The organism is Bifidobacterium sp. M0404 (assembly GCF_016101415.1).
Taxonomy (GTDB): Bacteria; Actinomycetota; Actinomycetes; order Actinomycetales; family Bifidobacteriaceae; genus Bombiscardovia; species Bombiscardovia polysaccharolytica.
The window spans coordinates 47,562-70,457 of record NZ_JACFQP010000002.1 but is presented as its reverse complement, the minus strand read 5'-3'; the positions used below and the strand labels follow the sequence as shown (position 1 = coordinate 70,457).

The window sequence follows — 22,896 nt, the reverse complement described above, 5'->3', positions numbered from 1 at the left end:
AATGAGTCAGGCCCAGCACCGGCACCCGGCCGCTCGAACCGGGGAGGGAGCGGAGTTCGGACTGCTTTCGGCAAAGTGATAGTCCCCCTCTTCCCTCAGCCGCCGAAGGCAAGAAGAACGCCGCCCCTCCCCACGGTGAAGAACCCCCGTCATAGCCATAACTGACGGGGGTTCTTCCATATCTTCAACCGCTGCCTTTAATTTTGTGCCTATAGTTCGAGCCGCGCATCGGAGCACAGCCTATACAGATGCCAGAGAAGAAGAACTTGAATCTTGAGAATGCGACTGTGCAAAACTGACGATTCCGTCTTTGAGATTCGTCTACCTTGAGTTTCGAATCCAGGAGAGGCAGAAGTCAAAAGAGCAGATGACCGGCACAGCCAAGCACTAGACAACTCTTGGATTTGCAAACGCCCTACCGTCCTGTATAAGACTCAACGAACTCAATCGAGTCATTGGCCATGCGGTTTCACGTGAAACGTCGGTGCACTGATACTTCCCCCAAAATGAAGAGAACCCGGCGGTGCGTGAACACCGCCGGGCGAGAGAGAAGAAAGGGAAATCAGTTGTCGGGCGGAGGTCAACCGCCCATCGGTTTTTTGAGCCGACATCTATAGTAAAGAACAGCTACCTTATGGTGACGATAGCGTTATCTGAAAATTCTCTGTGAATACAGCCAGATCAGAAAGCGGGTATAGGGCCGGTTAGACTGGATTCAGAATGGTTTCCCGCCAGAGGAGAGACCCTCGACCGACGAACCTAAAGGAGATACCCCGGCATGCTGCTCAGCGACCATGACATCCTGGATGCCCACCAGGCAGGACACCTGAATCTGGACCCGTGGACGCCGGCCATGGTTCAGCCATCCAGCGTGGACGTGCGTCTGGACCGCTACTTCCGGGTCTTCAACAACCATCAGTACACCTATGTGGATCCGGCGGAGGACCAAGGTGCGCTGACCGAGCAGTTCGAGGTGCCCAAGGACGAACCCTGGATCCTACACCCCGGCGAGTTCGTTCTGGGATCCACCTGGGAGTACGTCAAGCTGGACTCCACCCTGGCCGCGCGGTTGGAGGGCAAGAGCTCCCTGGGCCGTCTGGGCATTCTGACCCACTCCACCGCCGGATTCGTCGATCCCGGCTTTGAAGGGCACATCACTTTGGAGCTGTCCAACGTGAGCACCCTTCCGGTCAAGCTCTGGCCCGGCATGAAGATCGGCCAGATGTGCTTCTTCCAGCTCTCCTCGCCCGCCCGGTACCCCTACGGCTCCAAGCACAACGGCTCCCATTACCAGGGCCAGCGCGGGCCAACCCCTTCCCGCTCCTACGTCAACTTCTACAAGGCCGACGTCTCAGACTGATCAGCCCCGGCCAGGACCATAAGACCTGGCACCAGCATGCCTACCTGCATATTCGCCGACCATCCCAGAATGCTCAGGCGAGAAGCCCGGCTTCAGCCGCCATGCCTGAAGCAACCCTTGACCCCACCTGCACGGGTCCAGATTGGCAATAAATGGCAATGCCTTAATACGATGTACTCTGCCTGTTGACCGGCCACGATGGCCAGTCGGGAACCGACATCAGCGGCAAGCAGCGAGGCGAGGCGGCGTGAAACTCAATCTCAACGGCATCTGGGACTTCCACCCTGACGACGGAGACCGGGGGTATCCCATCATGGTGCCCACCTGGTGGGACAGCCTGCCGGAGACCACCGGCTATCCGGACTCCTGGAGCCAGGATCTGCACCATGGCGTCTACCTCAGGGAATTCTTCCTGGACGCCCTTGACCCGAACGAGGACATGCTTCTGCATCTGGATGCCCTGGCCACCCTGGGCAAGGTGTCGATCAACGCAATCCCAGTGGGGCCGTCATCCACCAGGGGCTATCTGATGACGCTGCTCCCCTATGACCTGGATGTCACGAGGGCGGTTCATGCCGGACGCAACCAGATAAGAATCGAAATCTGGAGCGTCAAATCCCTTCCCACCGATGCCCTGACTTCTACAGAGGGCCCTGACCGGCTGCTCTTCCCCTTTGGCACAGAGAATCTCGTCGGGCGGTTAGGGTTGGGCGGCGACGTCTGGCTCAGCAGCAAGCCCAAGATCCGCATCGAAGATCTGCAGATCATCCCCGATCTGGGCGGCGATGCCGACCCTTCCAACGACCGGCTGGAGCTCAACGCGACGCTGGTCAACACCAGCGGGCGCCCATGCGATCTGCGGTTCAGGGCCGACGTCCGACCCTGGAAATCTTCGATGTCCAAGGGCCGGACCGTGCTGGCCTTCAACCCGGTATCCTGCTCCCTGAATCCCCGCTCCTCCAAGATCATCCGCCTGCAGATGGCCTGGCCGAACGCACACTACTGGTCCCGGACCGATCCCTTCCTGTATGTCATGCAGGCTGTTCTCGACATCGGCAGCCATGTAGTCGACCGTACCCAAGAGCGATTTGGCTTCCGGCAATTCCAGCGCCAGGGAGACCGGTATCTGCTCAACGGCATCCCCATCCGGTTGCGCGGCGACTCCCTCTGCCTGCTCAACCAAGGCAGCCGCGATCTCATCAACGAGGCCGGCGATGCCTATGGGCTGATCCTTGACGACAACCAATCCGGTCAGGACATGACCAAGGCCTGGGTGGATGCCTATCGACATGCCAACTTCAACATCCTGCGCAACCACATCCGCTCGGTCCCCTCGCAAGCCCTGGCCGACCACGCCGACGAGACCGGCATGCTCCTTGAGGAGGAGACGGCCTTCTGGAATCCAGGCTCTCCAGCCAATGTCCAACTGAATCCGCCATTCCACATGAGCTACGGACCTGAAGCCATCGGGCACTATGTCGAGTGGACACAGCGGTGGGTGCGGGCCTACCGGAACCACCCCAGCATCGCCCTCTGGTCCACCACCAACGAGGCATGGAATCCAAAGGATGGCGACCTGCTCATCCCAGCCCTGCAAGCAGCCGTCCATAAGCAGGACGGTACCCGGCCAGTGGTCAATGACGGCTTCAATGCCCCCATTACCGATGAGGATTCCCGCCACTATTACGGTGGGTATCCCTCGGGTATGACCTCGGCTCCAGACATCTATGCCCTCTACGACATCGATTCACCGCTGCCCTTGGCCGCCGGCGAGGAATTCTCGGTCTCCACCGCGGGAATCCCCCGCTACGATGAGCAGGGGCAGATTGCCGACATCTACCATGGCCGGCTCAACGGCGATCCGGACACCATCTCCCGGGCGGACTTCGGCCGGGAGGTCGGACGGGTGACCAGGGGCATACGGACCACACGAGTGGTCGACTGGAAGCCCTTCTGCATATCCGCCTTCATCTACGACAACATCGAGGCCTGCCTGGAACCGGACCGGCGCAGAATCCGCGGGGGGCTTAACCCTAAAAGGTTGCTGCGCCCCCAATTCGATCCCTGGCGCGGCAAGGATGAACCCTGGCAGGAGGGGCCGGCCTTTGGATATATAACCGCCTCCTTCGCAGATGTCGCCGCCTACGACAAGGAATTCGACCGTGAACCGCGCCTGGGGCAGCCCCACAGGATCTACCCGCGCGCAACGACCAGCCGACGCACCATCATTGTCCACAATGACGAAGAGCGTCGGGGAACCGACCTTGAGCTGGTCTGGCAAGTGGCCTGGCAACGTGGCCCAGGGGGCAGACGGATAGTCGTCGACCGAGGACGCCGACGGGTGCAGGTCCCATATGCCTCCTGGCGGACCGTACCCGTGACCATCACCGTGCCCAAGGATCAGGCCAGCCAGGGGGCCCGACTCCTTCTGGTCCTGTGCGTGCGCAAGCAGGGGCGACAGGTCTTCCGGGAGGAGAACTTCCTGGGATGGATAGACTGGGCCGCTCCGCCTCGGCTGGGAACCGCACGCTCACGCATCGACCTTGGCCGGGTGGAATGGGTATCACGGGAGGTCAAGCACTGCATCCATCTGCGTCAGGAGGGCGGCGCAATGAGCGAGCGCTGGACCGCCCAGGTCCTGGAGGATGCCGAAGGCGCCTTCAGCCTGGAAAGCATGAACGGGAACCTGCGCCATGAGCAGGATATCTACTACACTGTCAATCCCTCCGGCCTGGAACCTGGGCATCTCTACCGGGCCCGCGTGCGCTTCCGAGGGGCGCTGCAGGAGACTGCCACAGTGACGGTCACCTTCACCGCCGGGCGGCGGCCTCCCCGACAGGCCCGGGCCAATCTTGCCGCAGGAGCCCGAGTCCAAGTCTCCTCCCAGGCTGATCTGCCAGGATGGACAAGGGCTGCCCTGGTCGACGGGCGTTTCGGAGCCGCTTACGACCGATTCGGCTGGTCCAGCAACGTCAGCAACCGGAACCACCGGGAGTGGATTCTCCTGGAGATGCGACAGGCTGCCACCCTGTCCCAGGTGGTCCTAGCACCCCGGGGCCGCAATCCGTCCGGAGATGCCAGCCAACCCAGCCAGCGATCAGGCACCGATTCCTTCGGCGTGATGGAGTACGCAACCAGCAGCAGATCGACTGACCCCAACCAAGGTCAGGGCTTTCCGCTGGACTTCTCCATCAACCTTTCATCGGACGGCCACAGCTGGACTCGGGTCTGTAGCTGCAACAACTATCCACTGCCGGCGGACGGTCACCCGCAGGCCTTCGATTTCGCCCCAATGAGCGATATCAGGTTCATCAAAATCGAGGCAACCCGGTTGCGCGCCAACCCTTATCAGGGAGGACGGTACGCCCTGCAGCTGAGCCAGATCATGGCCTTCGCCCGCCATCGTCTGCCAGCCATACCCGCAGCTCCCAAGAGCATCGACGCCCAGCCTCACGGACACCGTCTGCGCCTGGCTTGGCAGCACGGACCAATCCGACACCAGGCCGACGCGCCCCACACCGCCCAGGTCCTTCTGCGTGACCGAAAAGGCAGGTCCATGACCTTCCACCTGGACCGGCCTCAAGGACGGGCCCACCTGGACGGAATCCCCTTCGGCTCCTGGCGGATGATCCTGCAGGAGTGCAACTCCACAGGCATCGGCGAACCTGCAGACCCGCTTGAACTGCATATAGGCCCTCAGAAAGCCGGAAGGACTGATCCGGCGCTACCCAGGCCCAGCGACCCCCAGGTCAGCATTGATTCGGCGGACATGACCGTTCGTCTGACTGTTGACCAGGTCCCCCGGGGGTTTTCAGGGTGCGAGCTGACCTTGAAATCGACCGACGACCATGGGCCTGAGCCGACCGTCTGGCTGCCCGCCGGCCGACAGACCCACAGTTTCCGGCAGGTTCCGCCAGGTATCTACCGGGTCATGGCAACCTTTACCACCGAGGATGGCCGGGTCTCGCCCCCTTCTTCCCAAGGCGATCCCTTGATTCTGGGACATGCGCCCGGGCGCCCCGCCAAACCCGGGCTGACCTCTTCCGGTAAAACCATGCAGGCATCCTGGTCGCCCCCGGACGATGGAGGCATCCCTCTACAGGCCTATCTGGTCACCATGCGCGAAATGAGCAGTGGGCAGAGTACAAGACTGCGATTGGCTGCGAAACAGACCACCTTGACCCTCGATGATCTGGAGCCCGGCAAGTACACGGTCAGCGTCAGCGCCATCAATGCGGCAGGAGCCGGACCGGAATCCCCCGCCTCCCTTCCCTGTCTCATCACCGAGGGCGACCATGAAGGCTGAGCCCCTGCCCAGGTCCGCCATTCTGGGCTATGGACTGGGCGATGCCGCCAACAATGTCGGCTGGCAGATGACCAACCTCTTCCTGACCACCTATTACCTCTACTTGGGCATGGACCCCATGCTGGTGGCCGACATCTTCCTGGGAGCCCACCTCTTCCAGGCCCTGGTCTACATGGTCGCCGGAAGAATCACCGACGGACGCGCCAAAGACCAGGAGGGCGGTCTGCGGCGGCTGGTGGTCGTCTTCGGCCTGCCGATGATGATCTCCGTCACCCTGATGTACACCATTCCGGCGGGTGCCCCCATGCCGGTGCGCATCGGCTGGGCCATCGCCACCTACCTGCTTTATCAGCTCCTTGGAGCCCTGGGCGGCGTGCCCTACGGAGCCCTGCTGGGAGCCATGACCCGGGACCCCGACGACCGCCAGCGCCTGGCGGCCTCCCGCACCTTCGGCGGAGCGGCGGCAGGGGTCGTCCTGACCTTTACCTTGGCCCCGCGCGTCAACGACATGGACCCCTCCCGACTCTTTCTTCCGGTGGTCGCCGCCTGCTGTCTGCTCGGCTCCCTGGGTTATCTGATCATGGCCCGGACCACCAGGGAGCGCTACCTGCCTCCGGCAGTCCCTCGCACCTCCCTGAAAGAGGATCTGCGGCTCCTGGCCGGCAATCGCCCCCTGCTGGTGGTCTGTCTGGCCACCTTGTTCATGACCAATCCTGTGGCCTCGCTGGCTCCCATCGTCGCTAAAGAGGTTCTGACCGTCGGCAACCCTGGGCTGACCGGACGAATCACCTTTGCCCTGACGCTGGTGGGCGTCCTTGCCGGGGTGGTTGTAGCCCCCTGCTCGCCATGGCTGGTGCAGCGTCTAGGTAAACGGGGCACCTGGACCTTGGGCGGGCTGATGGTCATCGGATCCTCGCTGGCCTTCATCCTGGTCCGGTCCGCCTGGCCTGCCGTTGCCTGCATAGCCTTGAACGGCATCGGAGTGCAGGTCATCACCCCCTGTATCTGGGCCATGCAAGCGGATTCGGTGCAGTACGAGCAGTGGCGAACCGGCAACGGCAACACTGCCGGAGCCTCCATGGCCGCGCTCAGCATCACCCGCCAGGTCGGAGCGGCCATCAATGGATGGGCGGGGCCGGCCATCCTGTCTTTCCTGGGTTACAGGCCGGGCATAAATGTTGCCCAGGATCCGGCTCTGGGCGTCAACATGCGACTGGCTGTGGGCCTGGTACCGGCTGCCATGTTCACCGTCTCAGTCCTGCTCATCCGTTGCTATCCGCTGACCGAGGAGGTCTTCGGACGCATCAGCGCCGATCTGCAGGCAGGCCGCCTACAATGCCAGTGCAGCCATATCAGGCAAGGAACGGAGCATCAGGCTTGTCCAGAAGATCCCCGGAGCCCGCACAGGGGCGGGAAGGGCACCGACGCGTGCGCATGATCGACGTGGCCGCAAAGGCCGGGGTGTCTCCGTCCACGGTCTCCCGCGCGCTCAACAATCCCAGTCGGCTGAACTCGCAGACAGCCAGCCAGATCCGCTCCCTGGCCCGATCCATGGGATACCCCTTGCCTGATCATCCTCCCAACGGGGATGCGACCGGGCCGGTCATGATAACCTTTCTGGTCCAGGACACCTCCAACGGCATCTCCTCCCAGATCCTTGCCGGCGTTCAGGAAGCTCTTCCTCAGCAAGGTGCAGTCGGCATCATCGAAGCCGGAGCCGAGCTGGGGCATACGGAAGACCTGCTGGAACAACTGGTCGGGCACACCCGTGGAATCATTCTGGCCACTGATCAGGTCCGAGCATCAACGGCTCGGCGCCTGGGGCACCGCCTGCCTCTTGCAATTCTCAACCGCCCCATGGAGGGCCTTCCCTCCGTCCTGCCCGACGCCTCCACCGGCCTGGCCCAAGCCTTGGAACTGCTACGGCGACAGGGACGACGGTCCGTAGTCTACATAGCCAGCCGGGTGGGGGCCTGGTCCGACCGTTCCCGTTGGGAGAGCGTGCAAGCACTCAGCCGAGCTATGGGACTGGAATGCCGACGAATAGGTCCAGTGGATCCTACTGTCCAAGGCGGTAGGCAGGCCGTCGCCGCTCTGGAGCGGAAACCTCCCGATGCTGTGGTCGCTTACAATGACCTGATTGCCGCTGGAGTCATTCTGGGACTGCAATCCAAAGGAATCACCGTGCCTGATAGGGTTGGCGTCATCGGATTTGACAACACCATGGTCGCTCCTGTCGTCAAGCCGGCTGTCGCTACGATTCGGATCCCTCGCCGAGCCATAGGACATGCTGCAGCGGATATTCTGCTTGGCCGGAAGCCCGAAACCGGGCAATCCCGCCAACAGTCCGCCCTGATCGCCCGGCTGCGCAAGGCCGGCATCCCACCTGTCACCGAGGATCCTGGAGCCCTGACCCTGCCTACCTCGCTGATCATCCGGGATAGTCTGGGCATCCTTGACTTCGAGCGCACTCGAAGGAGTATAGCTGAATCTGCCGGAATGACCCGGCCAAGATGATGGCAAGGAGACTAACTCATGGCAATCAAACAGACGGCGGGCCACGACCGGCTCGGTCGGTTCGCACCGCAATTCGCCCACCTCAACGATGATGTGCTCTTCGGCCAGATCTGGTCCCGCGAAGACGAACTTTCAGCTCGGGACCGCAGCATGATCACCTGCGCAGGTCTGATGAGCATGGGACTCTTCCCCCAGTTGAAGAGCCATATGGCCATGGCCAAGGGTAATGGCGTCACCCGCACTGAAATGGTGGCGCTAATCACCCACCTGGCCTTCTATGCAGGCTGGCCCAAGGCATGGTCGGCTTTCGACCTGGCCAAGGAGGTCTACGGTGAGGGCGACCGTGACGACGAGAGCCGGGACACCACTGCACCTGCAACCGCAACTGCTGCCGGGACGGAACCGGATTCAGGGCCCTATCCCTTGGGAGACTCGGCTGATGGACCCAACTTCACCGGTCATGTCTGGCTGCACCGACTGACTGATCCAGACGCAGAATGCGCCGCCAGCAATGTGACCTTCGCACCCGGATGCGTCAACCGTTGGCACACCCACCCGCATGGCCAGCTCCTGATCGTCACCGCCGGGCAGGGGTGGGAACAGGAGGAGGGCCATCAGCCCCGCAGGCTGGAACCCGGCGACGTGGTCTTCTGCCCAGCTGGCGTCAGGCACTGGCATGGGGCCTCGGCCCAGTCATCCATGGCCCACATCGCCGTTACCCCGGCCTCAAGCGGACAGTCTCCGGTCGAGTGGATGGAGTTCCCAGATCCCGATCAGGTGTCCGATCTGGGGTGACTCACACGGCCTGATTACAGTGTGTCCTCGCCCTGCAGATATCGAGGCCGACAGACAACTACCGGTTCCCGCCTGCCTTTACACTGAAGACATGGCTAACAAGAAAGGCCCGACCAAGGGTTCGGGCGGCAAGCACCGCAACAAACTGCGCGGCCGGGGACCTACCCCCAAGGCCGAGGATCGCGTCTACCACAAGGCCTATAAGGCCCGGCAGGCGGCCCAGCGCAGGCAGGCGGCCGATCCACGTCTGGCAGCCCGCCGCCGGGCCGACCGATTCACCTCCGATTCCGATGATCTGGTCATCGGCCGCAATGCAGTCCTGGAAGCCCTGCGTGTAGGAGTCCCGGCCAGCCAGCTCTATCTGGCCGCCCGGATGGAACACGACGACAGGACCAGAGAAATCGTACGGCTGGCCGGACAGGAGGGACTCAACCTGCTGGAAGCCGACCGTCTGGAGATGAACCGCATCGCCAGGTCCAGCAACCACCAGGGCGTGGTCCTCAAGGTGCAGCCCTACCAGTACGCCTCCCTGCAGAGCCTGGTCGACAGGGCCGAGAAGCACGCGGCTGCCCTGGAAGGAGCCGATCAGGCGACCAAGGTTGCCGCCCGTCCGCTGTTCATCGCCCTGGATGGGGTCACTGACCCGCAGAATCTCGGGGCCGTAATCCGTTCAGCAGCGGCCTTCGGGGCCTCTGGTGTAGTTCTGCCTGAGCGACGCAGCGCCTCGGTCACAGCTGCAGCCTGGAAGGTGTCTGCCGGAGCCGCCGCCCATCTGCCCGTGGCCCGCGTGGTCAATCTGACCAAGGCCATCCAAGGGCTCAAGGAGCGCGGCTACTACGCGGTTGGCCTGGACGGCGCAGGCACCACCACAGTAGGCGAGACAGGCTTCGAGACCGATCCGCTGGTGGTGGTCCTGGGCTCCGAGGGCAAGGGGCTGAGCCGCCTGGTCCGCGAGAACTGTGATGCCCTGGCCTCCATCCCCATTTCCAGCTCGGTGGAATCCCTGAACGCCTCGGTTGCGGCTGGCATCAGCCTCTACGCCGTAGCCATGGCACGCCGACGGTCCGCCAGCCAAGTGCAATAGCCCCAGGCAGACACCGGCAATCTGAAGACAGACAAGCCAGGCGGCAACAGCCTACGTGCGGCAACAGCCTGCTGCAGACTGGTTGCCGCACAGACCAAAGAATCAGCTGGAAGCCCAGACTGCATCGTCCTGATCGTCCTGGTCGGCGGCCGCATCCAGGCTGCCAGGGGCGTAGACCGATCTCAGCGAGCTTCGGCCGCCATTCGCGTCCTCAAAGGCCGGCTGCGACGACACCTCCTCGACAGCCCGGTCACGGTCCGTCTGGGTGCCTGCTCCGTTCTGCCCTCCAGCGTTGGTTTGGCCAGTCACCCCACTGTCAGCTGCGTCTTGGCCTTCCACTTCATGGCCATTCGCATCCTTGTCGGTCCGATCGCGGCCGGCTTGCTCACCTTGACCGGCCTGGGCATGGCCGCCCTGCCAATTCATCTCGTCGTCGACCACCCCGGCATCGGCCTCTTCGTTAATGGTCTTCATGTCCTCGGAATCCAGCCGGTACTCGGGCAGGGACTCGCTGATATAGCTCTGCACGGCCTCGGCCATGGGCACATCGTGGCCGGCCTTCTCGGCCATCAGCCAGCGGTGGGTCAGCACCTCATGGAAGAACTGGGCCGGTTCGATCTGCGAACGATATTCCGGCGGGATCATGCGCACAGTAGGCTCGAAGACCTCGCGCATCCAGTCGGTGGCCACGATCTCCAAGTCCTCGCCCTGACGCCAGGTGGAGGCACGATAGGCATCCAAATCGTTGAGCAGCCGCCGGGCCTGGTTCTCCTGCACGTCCAGACCGGTCAGCCGCAGCAGCTTGCGAGAAGCGTAGCCGGCATCGACCACCCTGGGCCGCACCAGCACCCGGTTGCCGTCCTCCTCGGTCTTCATCTCCAGCTCGTCCACGTCGAAGCCCAGATCGTTGAGCCGGTTGACGCGGCGCTCGATCTTCCACATCTCATCCGGGTCGAAGCTGTCCACGTCCGTCAGGGCGCTCCAGAGTGAGTGATAGCGGTCCACCAGCCGGTTGCCCACACCGACCTCGTCCACCTCGCCGGCCAGCAGGTTGCCGGAATCCAGATCCATGAGCTCACCGATGATGTTGGTCCTGGCCAGATCAATGTCGTACTCGCGCTGGCCGTCGGTCAGGCTGGGATGCAGATCGCCGGTCTCGGCATCGACCAGGAAGGCCGAGAAGGCATCGGCATCGCGCAGGAAGAGCACGTTGGACAGGGAAACGTCGCCCCAGTAAAAACCGGCCAGATGGAGCCTCACCAGAAGGACCGCCAAAGCATCGATCAGACGCTCGGCCGTGTCCGGGCGCAGATTGCGGGCGAATAGGGCACGGTAGGGCAGTGAGAACTTCAGGTGCTGGGTGACCAGCATGGCCTCAAGAGGCTCGCCCTCACGGGTGTGTCGACCGGTAACCACGGCGATGGGATTGACCGTAGGCAGCTCCAGTTTTTTCAGCTTGCGCAGAAGTTCGTACTCACGCTCGGCCACCCGCTGGGTGATCTCCTTCATGGCGTAGACATCGTCGCCCACGTGGACAAAGCGAACCACGTGCCGGGAGATGCCTCTGGGCAGGTTGGCCAGCAGATCCCGGGGCCAGGTGGCCAGCGGCCGCTCCCAGGGCAGGGTAAACATCCTGGGGTTGGAGCTGGTGGCCGTGATATGCAGGGCAGCCGGCTCCTGCTCGGAGGAGGGATCGACCGTGGTCTTTATCGAGGTGGCTTTCAGGGCACGAGGGTCCAGAGAGGAGGCCGTCGCCCGGTTGATGTTCACGCTAGTCATGCTTCATCCATCCCATCGCCGCCCATCCTATACGGGAAGAGCCCCGCACGGATGCGCCGCGCGGGGCTCTTGGTCACCCGGTCAACAAGGAAAGGAGATGATATCAATGATCGATACGGGCCCTGCGGCTCGGCGGGAAACCGTGGCCGAACCACAGGGTCACAGAAAGGCTCAGTTCAGCCGCAGCTCACTGGCCGGGGAGAAGAGGTGCATCTTTTCAGGATCGATGTGGATCTTGACCACGTCGCCCACCTTGGGCAGGTCGCGCGGGTTTACGCGGATGGTGGTCAGCTTGTTCTGGTCGGACATGACGATGGCCTGCTCAGCCACGCTGTTGTCGGTCAGAATATTGCCGTAGATGTAGCCGTCAGAGCCCAAATCCTCCACGTTGGCTACCTTCAGGGAGAAGGCATCCGGCTCGGAGGGACTGGCCAGACTGGCATTCTCGGGACGGAAGCCGACGACGATCTTGCCCTGATCCTCGGGGGTCAGCTTGTCGACCGCCTCGCGCGGCAGGCTGATGGTGTCCTCGCCGATCTTGGCCTGGCCGTTGACCACGGGGTGGATATTGATGTTCATGGAGGGCGAACCGATGAAGCCAGCCACGAAGACGTTCTCGGGCCGATCATAGAGCTCGGTGGGCGCACCCACCTGCTGCAGGACACCCAGCTTGATGACGGCGATCCTGTCACCCATGGTCAGAGCCTCGGTCTGATCGTGGGTCACGTACAGGGTGGTGACGTTCAGCTGACGCTGCAGAGCAGCAATCTGTGTACGGGTCTGGACACGCAGCTTGGCGTCCAGGTTGGACAGGGGCTCATCCATCAGGAAGACCTTGGGCTGACGCACAATAGCGCGGCCCATGGCCACACGCTGACGCTGACCACCTGACAGAGCCTTGGGCTTGCGGTCCAGGTACTCGGTCAGATCCAGCACCTCGGCGGCCTTCTCCACCCGCTGGCGAATCTGATCCTTTGGGGTGCCAGCGATCTTCAGGGCGAAGCCCATGTTGTCGGCCACTGTCATGTGGGGGTAAAGGGCGTAGTTCTGGAAGACCATGGCGATGTCGCGGTCCTTGGGCTGCATGGTCGTCACGTCTCTGTCACCAATCATGATGCGCCCCTTGTTGACCTCTTCCAGGCCAGCCAACATGCGCAGGGTGGTGGACTTTCCGCAGCCGGAAGGCCCTACCAGAACAAGGAATTCACCGTCCTTGATGTCCAGAGTGAGGTCACTGACCGAGGGCTCATCGTTGCCCGGGTAGATACGAGTGACGTGGTCGAATACCACTTCTGCCATTGTTCATCCTTTCATCGGCAGGTACGTGCCGAACGATCCGTAGTGAAGGGTTGATTTTCACTGTGGTTTCCGTCCCGGGGTCAACACCGGCATCGGCATGGCCATGCGACGGTTTTCTATTTTGTGGTTAAGAGAAACTCTCCCTTGAGCCAGTGCCCACTATACACCAAGGTCTGAATTCGACGTGCAAACCCTTGCCGAGACTCAATCCTTGGGCTTGTCGGAATCTTCAGTATCGCGCTCGAAGACCGTCCTGGCTACGTTGATTGCGTTGATGACCCTGGGGAATCCCACGTAGGGAGCACATTGGAGTATGGCTTCGACCACGGCCGCCTTGCTCAGCCCCACATTCAGGGCTCCCTGTATGTGGACAGTCAGCTGTGGAACCGTGTCACCCTGCGTCACCAGACTGCCTATAGTGACCAGCTCACGCTGCTGAAGATCGAGTCCTTTTCTGGTGTATATGTCACCAAAGGCGAATTCGACAATCCAACGGCCAAGGTCCGGCGCTATATCCTGAAGGGAGTCGATGACAGCCTGTCCTCCCTTGCCGTCAATAGCGGCCAAGGCCTGGGATCCCTTTTCAAAGCGCGAAGCTTCCATGGAAGCCCCTTCTTTCTGTTATTTTGTATATTTTCCCGCCGAGAATATTGTATCAACGCCTGGTTGCTCATTGTGCCGTCGGCAGTCGAGCCATCTGAGGCAATCTCGGACGCGGCGAAATAACAAAGGCCGCAATCAGGTGCTTTTCAACCAGTCGGGGCACAATGGAGATATGAGCGATCTTGAGGGTTTGGACCTGAGGCCGGGACGGCTGGTAGGGGGCTACACCCTGATCGAGCCCCTGGGCGGTGGTGCCATGGGGTCCGTCTGGCGCGCACGTGATGGTGGGGGCCAGGACTACGCCATGAAGATCCTGCGGGAATCCCTGGAGGAGGATCAGGTCCCGTCAGACAGCCCTGACGAACGCGACCGCGCCTCGGCCCGCGAGCGCCTGCGGCGCGAGGCTCTGGCCCTGCAACGGATTCGCCATCCAGGCGTCTGCCGGATCGTGGATATGGAACTTGATGATGCCCTGGCCTTTATCGTGACCGAACTGATCGAGGGGCGCAACCTTCGCGACGACGTGGCCGTCAACGGCCCCTATCAGGGTGACGATCTGGAGCGGCTGGCACGGAAGCTGACCGATGCCGTCGCAGCCGTCCACCAAGCGGGCATCGTCCACCGGGACATCAAGCCCACAAATGTCATGATCTCGGTCTCGGGGCCGGTGCTTGTGGACTTCGGCATCGCTATGGGCCAGGGGCAAAGCCATGTGACCAGGACAGGGCTGGTCATGGGGACCCCTGGCTTCATCGCCCCGGAGATCATCGACGGAGCCGAGGCCGACCAGGGAACCGACTGGTGGAGCACGGCCGCCGTTCTGGCCTATGCAGCCACCGGGCGAGCGGTCTTCGGTGACAAACCGATGATGGCGGTCCTGGAACGGGAGGCTTCGGGCAATGCTGATCTGTCCGGGCTGCCTATCGGCACCATGAGAGCCCTGCGCTCGGCCCTCTCCCCCGACAGGAGGGCACGTTGCACGCCTGAGGAACTTCTGGAGGCCATCGGTCGGGATGCCATGGATCCGCAGGCCTGGCAAGGGGAACAAGACGATCAGGAACCCAGCAAGAACAGTCAGAAGACGATGCGCCCTTTTGGCGGCGGCTCTTCGGAGTCTGAGGGACAGGCCGACTCGCCCACCATGGTCGTGGAGCCAGCCACCATGCCCATGCCGCCGATCGCTCAGGCTGATCCAGACAGTCCGCGCACGGCTTGGTCACGACCTCCGACTGAGGAAGAAGCCGATGAACAGACGACCCTCCTACCCGACACGGAACAGCCCACCAGCCTGTTGAATCCCCTTCCCACAGCCGAGGAGCAGACACAGGCATGGCAGGACCAACAACCATTAGCCGACCGACAAGATCTTCAAGCCACCACCGTTCAGGATCCGCTACCGCCAGCACAGCCCCTGCCCAGCGGATACCGCAATGAGGCGAATGCCCACTGGCTGGGAGACCAGCCTCCAGCTCAGATGCGGCGCCTGCGCTACCTGAAGGCGGGAACCCCCTGCCTGGTCATGCTGGGAATCCTCCCCGCCCTGCTGACAGCTCTGGCCCCGGTCTCGGCACTAGTGGCCGCCGGAATCCTCCTCTGGGCCCTGAGCACCGCAGGATGGAGCATAAAGGCCCAAATAGAACGGGAGCTGCGCCGCGAGGGCCCTCGGCGGGGCACCGACCGTCTGTTGAACGCGGCCGCCCTTCCCTGGCACTTGCTCAGGGGCCTGGCGGCCGCCCTGCTCCGCCTGCTGGGCATAATCCTTGTCCAAGCCTTGGCCGCGCTGCCGCTGACCTGGATAGGCGCCCTCACCACCGTTCATACAAGTCTGGCCCTGGGCGGACACCTGCTGATCTTCCCCCTGCCAGCGGCCAGGCCACTGTCCGCCGGCGGACTGGCCATGGCCCTGGCGACGCTGGCCGGCTGGCTGTTGACAACCCTGCCCACGCAAGACGGCTCAGCCCCCAAGGCCAGCAGTGGCAACATGGTCCTGCGTCTGGCGGCGGGCCGCATCCCCATGGGCCGCCAGAATCCCGATGCGCCGGGTAGCCCCCGTCGCAGGTGGATTCTGCTCCTGGTCTGGCTGCTGATCATTGCCGTTCTCCTGGCCGGGCTGATTACCCAGCCCTCCATGGACTGGGCGCCCATTCACCTCCTGCGCGCCTAAGATGGCGCTTCACCCCTGGCGGCTACACTATGCTCAGTATGCCAAGGAAAGGATCCAGGTCATGTCCAAGGGCAAGCAGAACCATCAGGCCGCGCTCAAGGCCCAGGAAGAAGCTCGGCGGCTCCAGGAGGCCAAGGAACGCCGCCAGCAGACCATGATCGGCATCATTGTCACCGTGGTGCTCATCGCACTGATCGCTCTGGGCGGATTCTTCTACTGGCGCAGCCATCGCCCGGTCAAAACCCAGGACTTGGAACAGGCCCGGCAAGCCGTCGCCCGGGTCAAGGAGAAACCCTCGGCCGCCAATGACCAGGGTGGCTTCCTGATCAGCTCCCGGGGGCTGGGCAAGCCAGTGGCCAAAGCGCCGACCGTGGAGATATACATGGACTTCATGTGCCCAGGATGCGGCGCCCTGCATCGCGGGCTGGACTCCACCTTGACCGGTCTTGTGGATGGCGGGCAGATCAACTTGGTCATCTACCCCATGAGCTTCATGGACCGGCTCTCCACGGACAACTACTCGACCAGGACGGGCACGGCCACCATCTATGTGGCCCAGCACGATCCGGACCACCTGCTGCCCTTCATAGCCAATCTCTACGCCAAGGACTTCCAGCCGGACGAATCCAACTACCAACCCATCAGCAACGACAAGATCCGCCAGCAGGCCATCAAGGCCGGGGTTGATCCCAAGGTTGCCGACCAGGCACTCAAGGGCCACTACCGGGACTGGATCAAGGCCATGGACGCCTATACCCCCATGCGTAAGGAGCTCTGGAATCCCTCCGGGTCCAACAAGGGACAGATGACCACGCCCACGGTCCGCATCAACGGCAATTACTGGGATCTGGGCAACCTGTCCCAGGCCGGCTTGGACTACCGCTCAGGCCTGCTCAAGGCTCTGGGTCTGGATCAGTCCAAGGTGGGCGTCAAGGGCGCCATGCCCGCAATCGGCGCCTCCGGCCATCCGCGCTCACTGGACTGAACTGGATACGTCGAGAGAAATTTCGCGCCCAGCGTCCCCTTGGGGGCATGGTGATGGTACGATATCATTTCGTACCGCGGCCCGGAATGCTGTAATGGACCACCGGGACCGCCTCCTTAGCTCAGTTGGCCAGAGCAGCCGCCTTGTAAGCGGCAGGTCGTCAGTTCGACTCTGACAGGAGGCTCTACGCCAAGAACGAACTATTAAATCCAACTATTCATTTTTCTTCTTGGCAGGCTACAATAATGGACATTGCCTGGATAACTACAAATACTTCCCTCGAGTAAGTCATTTCGGAGGCTCGTCCTCCGAAGTACGAACGGAGCATTTCCCCAACCATCTCCGTTCGTATTCGAGGACGGGATCATTCCCCTTCATTCCCGTCCTCTTGACGTTGACCCGCCGACCAGGACCCGGGTCTTAAAAAAAGCCGACTGACCGATGAAGGCCAAGTCGGCTTTTTTATTGCCGTCCGTCTACTACAAATGTGGATGTTTGCCCGACCTTGCGAATTGTGCGGCCTTACTCCATGCCCGCACCGCTAGAATTGCGGGGTACAGACAAGGCAGGAATGGGGAGGCGAGCACATGGCCAGACGCTGGACACCGCGGCGTTTTGTCGTGCTCAGAAGGATCCGCGTGGCCTCTTGCGCCCTTCTGGTCGTTCTGGCCATGATTCTGACCTTCGGCATCACTGCACGCAAGAGCGTGGCGTTGAGCGTCAACGGACAGACCAGAATGGTGACCACCTATGCCTACAGCGTGGACGGTCTGCTACGCCAGCAGGGGGTCAAGGTCAAGACCCACGATCTGGTCGATTCCACCTCGGGAGGCCAGCTGCGCAACCATGCGGCGGTCACTGTGCGCTCCGCCTATCAGACCACCATCGTCATTCAGGGGCAGCGGGTGCCCTTCTGGACCACGGCAACAAGCATGGACCAGCTGCTGGGATTCTTTGAGGAGAACCGCAAGCAGGCCATGAAGGTCACCGTGGATGTGGGCAACGTCTACAACCAGCTGACCGGCGGTCTGGTCATCAATCAGGCCGGGCCGGTCACGGTCGTGGCTGATGGGAAGACCTCGGTGGCCCCTGACGGCAAGCTTCCAGCCGCCTCCATCCTGGACTCCAAGGGTATCGTGCTGGGCAAAGAGGACCGAGTCAGCGTGGAGCATGACCAGGGCACCACTGTGCTGCGTGTCCAACGGGTCACCCACGGAAACACCCAAAGGACGGTTCCCCTCCCCTTCGCCACGAGGACCGTGGTCGACCCGAGCCTGGCGCCCGGTCAAACCCAGGTACGGCAGGCGGGCGTAGCCGGTCAACGCATGCAGACCATCCAGGTCACCTACGTGGATGGACAGGTCGAATCGGAGCAGGTGATAAAGGAGGAGACCGTAGCCATGCCAGTGGATCAGGTGGTGGCCGTCGGTCCCGACAAGCCACAGGAGGGCCAGAACAGCGGGCAGCAGTCCAAGGGCAACGCAGGCAAGGACTCCCAACAGACGCAGAAGACCCCCTCTCCGAGCCCCTCGCCCAGCCAGGATTCGCAGTCGTCATCAACACCGGCCCCTACACCGACACAGACCAAGCCGCCACAGACCACGCAGCCGACACAGCCGAGCACACCAACTCAGCCTAAGCCCGAGAACAAACCAGCCCCGTCCCCAGCGCCAAGCCCATCTCCTAGCGGTCTTTGGCACGCAGAACCTGAAGTAGCCCAGGCCTATGCCGGCGGTGCTGCCGCCCAGCGCGGATGGACAGGTTCGGAGTTCACGGCTCTAGTGGAACTGTGGAACAGGGAATCAGGATGGCTCTGGTATGCCGAAAATAAAAACTCAGGCGCCTACGGTATTCCCCAGGCTTACCCCGGTTCTAAGATGGCGTTATTTGGAGCCAACTGGCATGACGATGCCGCTGTCCAGATCGATTGGGGCCTCTACTACATTGCGCAGCAGTACGGGAATCCTAGTACGGCCTTGCAATACCAAAAACAGCATAATTCGTACTAATCCCCAACCACACCCGCCGAGCAACGAACCGACATGAACACTAAACCCGAAAGCGACCGCCTCCTGGGTGCCGCCGACATCCGACGCATCGCCGACCAGATCGATATCCACCCCACCAAGCGATTGGGGCAGAACTTCGTCATCGATCCAGGAACTGTCCGCAGAATCGTGCGTTTGGCGAGAGTGGAGTCCGACCAATCCGTTCTGGAGGTGGGTCCTGGTCTGGGATCCCTGACTCTTGGGCTGCTGGAGGCTGGCTGCCTGGTGACCGCCGACGAGATCGATCCCGTCCTGGCCCAGCAGCTTCCGCAAACCGTCCGCGAGCGCATGCCGGAGAGCCTGGACCGGCTGACCGTGATCAACCGTGATGCCCTGACCTTGACCCCTCAGCTGGCAGGCGACGCGGGCACGGCCACCGACCTGGCCATGGTGGCCAACCTGCCATATAACGTTGCCACTCCGATCATTCTGACCCTCCTGGTCCGGTTCGCCAATCTGAGCCGGTTTTTAGTCATGGTCCAGAAGGAGGTGGCGGATCGGCTGACGGCAGCCCCGGGCTCCAAGGTCTACGGCGCTCCCAGTCTGAAGCTGGCCTGGTACGGGCATGCCGCCCAAGCGGGCAGAATCGGGCGCCATGTCTTCTGGCCAGCCCCCAACGTGGACTCGGCCCTGGTTTCCTTCACCCGGGACAAGGATGGACGCGGGCGCGGGGACGAGGGGACGAGGACCGAGGTCTTCGCCCTGATCGATGCCGCCTTTGGACAGCGCCGTAAAACCCTGCACGCCGCCCTGAAGGGTCTGGTGACCACCGAAGCCTTCCAGGCAGCAGGCATTGACCCTGCACGTCGGGGGGAAACCATGACCATCGAGGAGTTCGTCGCCCTGGAGCAAGCCCGCCGCGAGGTGACCGCGTGAGCCCGGCAGCCGGACGGGACGGCGTGTGCCTCTGCTGTCCCGCCAAAATCAATCTGAGACTTCGCGTTGGTCCTACCCGAACCGACCTTGGAGGACGACACCGCCTGGACACCATATACAGCGCCGTGGGAATCTGGGACCGGGTGGAACTGCGCCCGACAGAACCTGGCAGCGGCTTCCGCCTGAGCTTGGAGGGTGAGCACCTTGGCGACCTGAACCGCCGGGATGCCGATCCACACGCCAACCTAGCCGTCAAAGCCCTCCTAGCCATGGCCCAAGCCACCGGGCACGAGCCTGATGTGGCCATCCACATCGTCAAACGGATACCGGTGGGCGCCGGCCTGGCCGGCGGATCAGCGGATGCTGCCGGAACCATGCTGGGCCTGAACCGGCTTTGGAATCTAGGGATGGCTGCCGCCGACCTGGATCGAATCGCTGCCAGTCTGGGCGCGGATCTGCCCTTCTGCCTGCATGGAGGGCTCAGCAGAGGCACAGGTTTCGGCCAGATTCTGGAACCCCTGGATCCTGATGGCCCGCAGGCTCAGCGGCTGTCCCGAGCTGGGCTGACCGGACACCTCCTGATCGGGGCCTACGAGAGCCAACTGAGCACAGCCCAGGTCTACAAGGCCTTCGATCTGATCGGACCCGGCTCCCACGATCTGAACGACCTGCAGGAGACCGCCTGCACTCTGCACCCGCGCTCACGCCGAGCTCTGGACCTTGCCCGACGGGCAGGCATCGGGCCGGCTTTCGTCTCTGGATCAGGCCCCTCGGTTGTGGTCATGGCCCCTCTGCCCGAGCAGGCAATCGCACTGATAAGGCTCTGGCGGGAGCAAAATGCCGTGGACAGGATCATCGAGGCTGACTCGCCAGTCCTGCCCAGGATGGTCCCACTGCGAGTCACCCATGGACAGTAGAGTAGGCAACATGACGAATCCCGAACCACTGGACGAACGCGAGGCCCGCAGGCAGTTCGTACGACGGCGGCAGAAGATGGTCTTCACCATAGTCGTCAGCGCCCTAGTGGCCATCCTGGTCATATGCAGTCTGATCATCTTCGGGTCCATCGGGCATAACGCCAAACACACCAGCATCGCCAAGCCCAACTATGGGGTCGCCGTGCCCTGCCCGCCTGACAAGTCCAAGCTGGTCAACCACCCCGACATCCGCGTGCGGGTGCTCAACGGAACCAACAAGTCCGGTCTGGCCACTGCCCTGGCCTCGGCCCTGCGCAATCGGGGATTCAACATGCAGGATGTCGCGGACTATCCAGGCAAGACCGAGACTGCACGCACCGAGATACGCTTCGGGGCCTCGGCCATTGACCGTGGCTACACAGTGGGATCCCAATTCAACGATGCCGTGCTGATCATGGACGACCGCGGCGACGATCTAATCGACGTCGTCGTCGGGGCCACCTTTAACGATCTGAACGACGAGGACAGCACCTCTGTCGTGGGCCGCAAGATCGAAGCCATCAAGGGCTGCCAGGCCGACCCCTCCTCCATGAAGAACCTGCCCAAGGCTCCCAAGGCCTAATGCTGGCGATCTGGCTTACTGCCGGATTCAACACAACGACACCACAATCCTCGCCGCCAATGTTCGCAGCTTTCTGGCCAGGAGTTCCGGGGAAGGGTTGACCTGGGTCAGGCTTGGTCGGCGCCTTCTCCTTGCCACCAGTCCCGTAGCTCCTGCTCGGCTGTCTGCCGGTCGACAGGGCCCTGATCCAGGCGGTAGTCCAGCATGTGCCGGTAAGCACGTCCCACCTGCGGTCCGGGCTTGAGGCCCAGAATCTGCATGATCTGTCGTCCATCCAAGTCGGGCCGGATGGCATCCAAATCCTCCTGCTGGCGCAATTGAGCCACCCTGTCCTCCAGCTCGTCCATAGCGGAGGAGAAGACCTGAGCCTTGCGTTTATTGCGGGTGGTGGCATCGGCCCGGGTCAGGCGATTGAGCCGCTCATAAAGCGGACCGGTCTCCCGGGCATAACGGCGGACGGCCGCATCGGTCCAGCGCTCGTCCACATAGCCATGGAAGCGCAGGTGCATGGAGATCAGGTCGCAGACGTCGGCGATCAGGTGGTGGTCGAAGCGCAGGGCCTTGAGGCGCTTGCGGGCCAACCGGGCTCCGACTGCATCATGATGATGGAAGCTGACCTTGCCACCGGGCTCAAAGCGTCTGGTGGCGGGCTTGCCGATGTCGTGCAGCAAGGCAGCCAGGCGCAGGGTAAGATCCGGGGCGGGCACAGGTCCGTCAGGTCCGGTCTCCAGGGCGATGGCCCGGTCCACCACCATCAGGGTGTGTTCAAAGACATCCTTGTGCCGGTGATGCTCGTCTATCTCCAGCTGCAGAGCCGGCACCTCGGGCAGAACGATGTCAGCCAAGCCGGACTGCACCAGGGCCTCAATGCCCTGGACGGGGTGTTCGGCCAGCATGAGCTTGGTAAGCTCATCGCGAATCCGCTCGGCCGAGACAATGCTGATTCGATCGGTCATGCGGGTGATGGCCTCTGCGGTCTCCGGGGCGATGGTGAATCCCAGCTGGGCCACGAACCGCACGGCCCGCATCATCCGCAAGGGATCGTCGTCGAAGGACTGGCGGGGATCCACCGGGGTCCGCAGCACCTGCTTGGCCAGGTCGTTGGCCCCCCGGTAGGGGTCTACAAAGACCAGGTCGGGCACCCGCAGGGCCATGGCATTGACGGTGAAGTCGCGCCGTGAAAGATCCCCCTCGAGGCTGTCCCCATAGTCCACCTCGGGCTTGCGGGAATCGGGATCGTAGGTGTCTCGCCGGTAGGTGGTCACCTCCACCTTGACCTCGGTGCCGTCAGGACGCCGCCGAAGCGCACCCAAGGTGCCGAATTTACGACCCATATCCCAGAAACCCGACCCCCAATGACGCAGGATGGGCTCGAACTGCTCGGGTCGGGCCGAGGTGCAAAAGTCCAGGTCGTGGGAGGGCCGACGCAGGAGCAGATCGCGTACAGGACCCCCTACCAACGCCAGTTCATATCCCTGCTCGGCGAAGAGGCGCCCGAGCTCAATGGCCTCCGGCCAGACTTGGAAATCCACGCTCACCCT

Annotated in this window: 15 protein-coding genes, 1 tRNA gene and 1 pseudogene; 13 read left to right on the top strand and 4 right to left on the bottom strand. The window is 62.5% G+C overall.

Annotated features, from left to right (window positions below):
• The first annotated feature begins 778 nt into the window (after nucleotides 1-778).
• The 6 genes from dcd (at nucleotide 779) to rlmB (ending at nucleotide 10,062) form a co-directional block, all read left to right on the top strand.
• Entirely contained in the window at nucleotides 779-1,360 is a 582-nt protein-coding gene (gene dcd, locus H3T93_RS04420; RefSeq protein WP_110425991.1) for a dCTP deaminase, read from the top strand.
• Nucleotides 1,361-1,607: 247 nt separating this feature from the next.
• Nucleotides 1,608-5,666 carry a fibronectin type III domain-containing protein gene (locus H3T93_RS04415; protein ID WP_144177915.1) on the top strand — a complete coding sequence of 1,353 codons (4,059 nt, stop codon included), beginning with the start codon at nucleotides 1,608-1,610 and terminating at the stop codon, nucleotides 5,664-5,666.
• Nucleotides 5,656-7,104 (top strand): MFS transporter, encoded by a 1,449-nt coding sequence (locus tag H3T93_RS04410; protein ID WP_186363946.1) that lies wholly within the window; start codon nucleotides 5,656-5,658, stop codon nucleotides 7,102-7,104. The genes H3T93_RS04415 and H3T93_RS04410 overlap by 11 nt, the downstream gene beginning before the upstream one ends.
• Nucleotides 7,101-8,183 (top strand): LacI family DNA-binding transcriptional regulator, encoded by a 1,083-nt coding sequence (locus tag H3T93_RS04405; protein ID WP_232348713.1) that lies wholly within the window; start codon nucleotides 7,101-7,103, stop codon nucleotides 8,181-8,183. The genes H3T93_RS04410 and H3T93_RS04405 overlap by 4 nt, the downstream gene beginning before the upstream one ends.
• A gap of 18 nt (nucleotides 8,184-8,201) precedes the next feature.
• The gene (locus H3T93_RS04400) at nucleotides 8,202-8,978 is read left to right on the top strand and encodes a carboxymuconolactone decarboxylase family protein (RefSeq protein WP_144177921.1); all 777 of its coding nucleotides are present in this window, start codon (nucleotides 8,202-8,204) and stop codon (nucleotides 8,976-8,978) included.
• A 91-nt stretch (nucleotides 8,979-9,069) separates the two neighbouring features.
• Nucleotides 9,070-10,062 (top strand): 23S rRNA (guanosine(2251)-2'-O)-methyltransferase RlmB, encoded by a 993-nt coding sequence (gene rlmB, locus H3T93_RS04395; protein WP_144177923.1) that lies wholly within the window; start codon nucleotides 9,070-9,072, stop codon nucleotides 10,060-10,062.
• Between the two features lie 417 nt (nucleotides 10,063-10,479).
• Here rlmB and H3T93_RS04390 read toward each other — a convergent pair.
• The 3 genes and pseudogenes from H3T93_RS04390 to H3T93_RS04380 form a co-directional block, all read right to left on the bottom strand.
• Nucleotides 10,480-11,841: pseudogene (locus tag H3T93_RS04390) on the bottom strand (DUF4032 domain-containing protein); the annotation flags it as partial.
• A 171-nt stretch (nucleotides 11,842-12,012) separates the two neighbouring features.
• Complete coding sequence (locus H3T93_RS04385; RefSeq protein WP_144177927.1) at nucleotides 12,013-13,140, bottom strand: ABC transporter ATP-binding protein; 1,128 nt, start codon at nucleotides 13,138-13,140, stop codon at nucleotides 12,013-12,015.
• 204 nt (nucleotides 13,141-13,344) lie between these two features.
• Complete coding sequence (locus H3T93_RS04380; protein WP_144177929.1) at nucleotides 13,345-13,743, bottom strand: carboxymuconolactone decarboxylase family protein; 399 nt, start codon at nucleotides 13,741-13,743, stop codon at nucleotides 13,345-13,347.
• Between the two features lie 172 nt (nucleotides 13,744-13,915).
• Between H3T93_RS04380 and H3T93_RS04375 the strand changes: the two genes are divergently transcribed.
• The 7 genes from H3T93_RS04375 (at nucleotide 13,916) to H3T93_RS04345 (ending at nucleotide 21,355) form a co-directional block, all read left to right on the top strand.
• The gene (locus H3T93_RS04375) at nucleotides 13,916-15,907 is read left to right on the top strand and encodes a serine/threonine-protein kinase (RefSeq protein ID WP_144177931.1); all 1,992 of its coding nucleotides are present in this window, start codon (nucleotides 13,916-13,918) and stop codon (nucleotides 15,905-15,907) included.
• 61 nt (nucleotides 15,908-15,968) lie between these two features.
• Nucleotides 15,969-16,892 (top strand): DsbA family protein, encoded by a 924-nt coding sequence (locus H3T93_RS04370; protein WP_144177933.1) that lies wholly within the window; start codon nucleotides 15,969-15,971, stop codon nucleotides 16,890-16,892.
• 110 nt (nucleotides 16,893-17,002) lie between these two features.
• Nucleotides 17,003-17,076, top strand: a tRNA-Thr gene (locus H3T93_RS04365).
• A 403-nt stretch (nucleotides 17,077-17,479) separates the two neighbouring features.
• Nucleotides 17,480-18,901, top strand: a complete 1,422-nt coding sequence (locus tag H3T93_RS04360) for a G5 domain-containing protein (RefSeq protein WP_144177935.1) — start codon at nucleotides 17,480-17,482, stop codon at nucleotides 18,899-18,901.
• Nucleotides 18,902-18,934: 33 nt separating this feature from the next.
• Nucleotides 18,935-19,816 carry a 16S rRNA (adenine(1518)-N(6)/adenine(1519)-N(6))-dimethyltransferase RsmA gene (gene rsmA / locus H3T93_RS04355; protein WP_121912791.1) on the top strand — a complete coding sequence of 294 codons (882 nt, stop codon included), beginning with the start codon at nucleotides 18,935-18,937 and terminating at the stop codon, nucleotides 19,814-19,816.
• Nucleotides 19,813-20,733, top strand: coding sequence for a 4-(cytidine 5'-diphospho)-2-C-methyl-D-erythritol kinase (locus H3T93_RS04350; RefSeq protein WP_144177937.1), 921 nt, complete (start codon nucleotides 19,813-19,815; stop codon nucleotides 20,731-20,733). The genes rsmA and H3T93_RS04350 overlap by 4 nt, the downstream gene beginning before the upstream one ends.
• 10 nt (nucleotides 20,734-20,743) lie before the next feature.
• Nucleotides 20,744-21,355: a LytR C-terminal domain-containing protein gene (locus H3T93_RS04345; RefSeq protein ID WP_046323561.1), complete on the top strand. Its 612-nt coding sequence runs from the start codon at nucleotides 20,744-20,746 to the stop codon at nucleotides 21,353-21,355.
• 107 nt (nucleotides 21,356-21,462) lie between these two features.
• Here H3T93_RS04345 and H3T93_RS04340 read toward each other — a convergent pair whose 3' ends face one another.
• The gene (locus H3T93_RS04340) at nucleotides 21,463-22,887 is read right to left on the bottom strand and encodes a CCA tRNA nucleotidyltransferase (protein ID WP_144177999.1); all 1,425 of its coding nucleotides are present in this window, start codon (nucleotides 22,885-22,887) and stop codon (nucleotides 21,463-21,465) included.
• Nucleotides 22,888-22,896 lie beyond the last annotated feature (9 nt).

Bases quoted from the DNA above. Each gene is read 5' to 3' on its own strand.
- H3T93_RS04375 (WP_144177931.1), top strand. From the start codon at position 13,916: ATGAGCGATCTTGAGGGTTTGGACCTGAGGCCGGGACGGCTGGTAGGG.
- rsmA (WP_121912791.1), top strand. From the start codon at position 18,935: ATGAACACTAAACCCGAAAGCGACCGCCTCCTGGGTGCCGCCGACATC.
- rlmB (WP_144177923.1), top strand. From the start codon at position 9,070: ATGGCTAACAAGAAAGGCCCGACCAAGGGTTCGGGCGGCAAGCACCGC.
- H3T93_RS04400 (WP_144177921.1), top strand. From the start codon at position 8,202: ATGGCAATCAAACAGACGGCGGGCCACGACCGGCTCGGTCGGTTCGCA.
- H3T93_RS04410 (WP_186363946.1), top strand. From the start codon at position 5,656: ATGAAGGCTGAGCCCCTGCCCAGGTCCGCCATTCTGGGCTATGGACTG.
- dcd (WP_110425991.1), top strand. From the start codon at position 779: ATGCTGCTCAGCGACCATGACATCCTGGATGCCCACCAGGCAGGACAC.
- H3T93_RS04345 (WP_046323561.1), top strand. From the start codon at position 20,744: ATGACGAATCCCGAACCACTGGACGAACGCGAGGCCCGCAGGCAGTTC.
- H3T93_RS04385 (WP_144177927.1), bottom strand. From the start codon at position 13,140: ATGGCAGAAGTGGTATTCGACCACGTCACTCGTATCTACCCGGGCAAC.
- H3T93_RS04405 (WP_232348713.1), top strand. From the start codon at position 7,101: ATGATCGACGTGGCCGCAAAGGCCGGGGTGTCTCCGTCCACGGTCTCC.
- H3T93_RS04360 (WP_144177935.1), top strand. From the start codon at position 17,480: ATGGCCAGACGCTGGACACCGCGGCGTTTTGTCGTGCTCAGAAGGATC.
- H3T93_RS04380 (WP_144177929.1), bottom strand. From the start codon at position 13,743: ATGGAAGCTTCGCGCTTTGAAAAGGGATCCCAGGCCTTGGCCGCTATT.
- H3T93_RS04370 (WP_144177933.1), top strand. From the start codon at position 15,969: ATGTCCAAGGGCAAGCAGAACCATCAGGCCGCGCTCAAGGCCCAGGAA.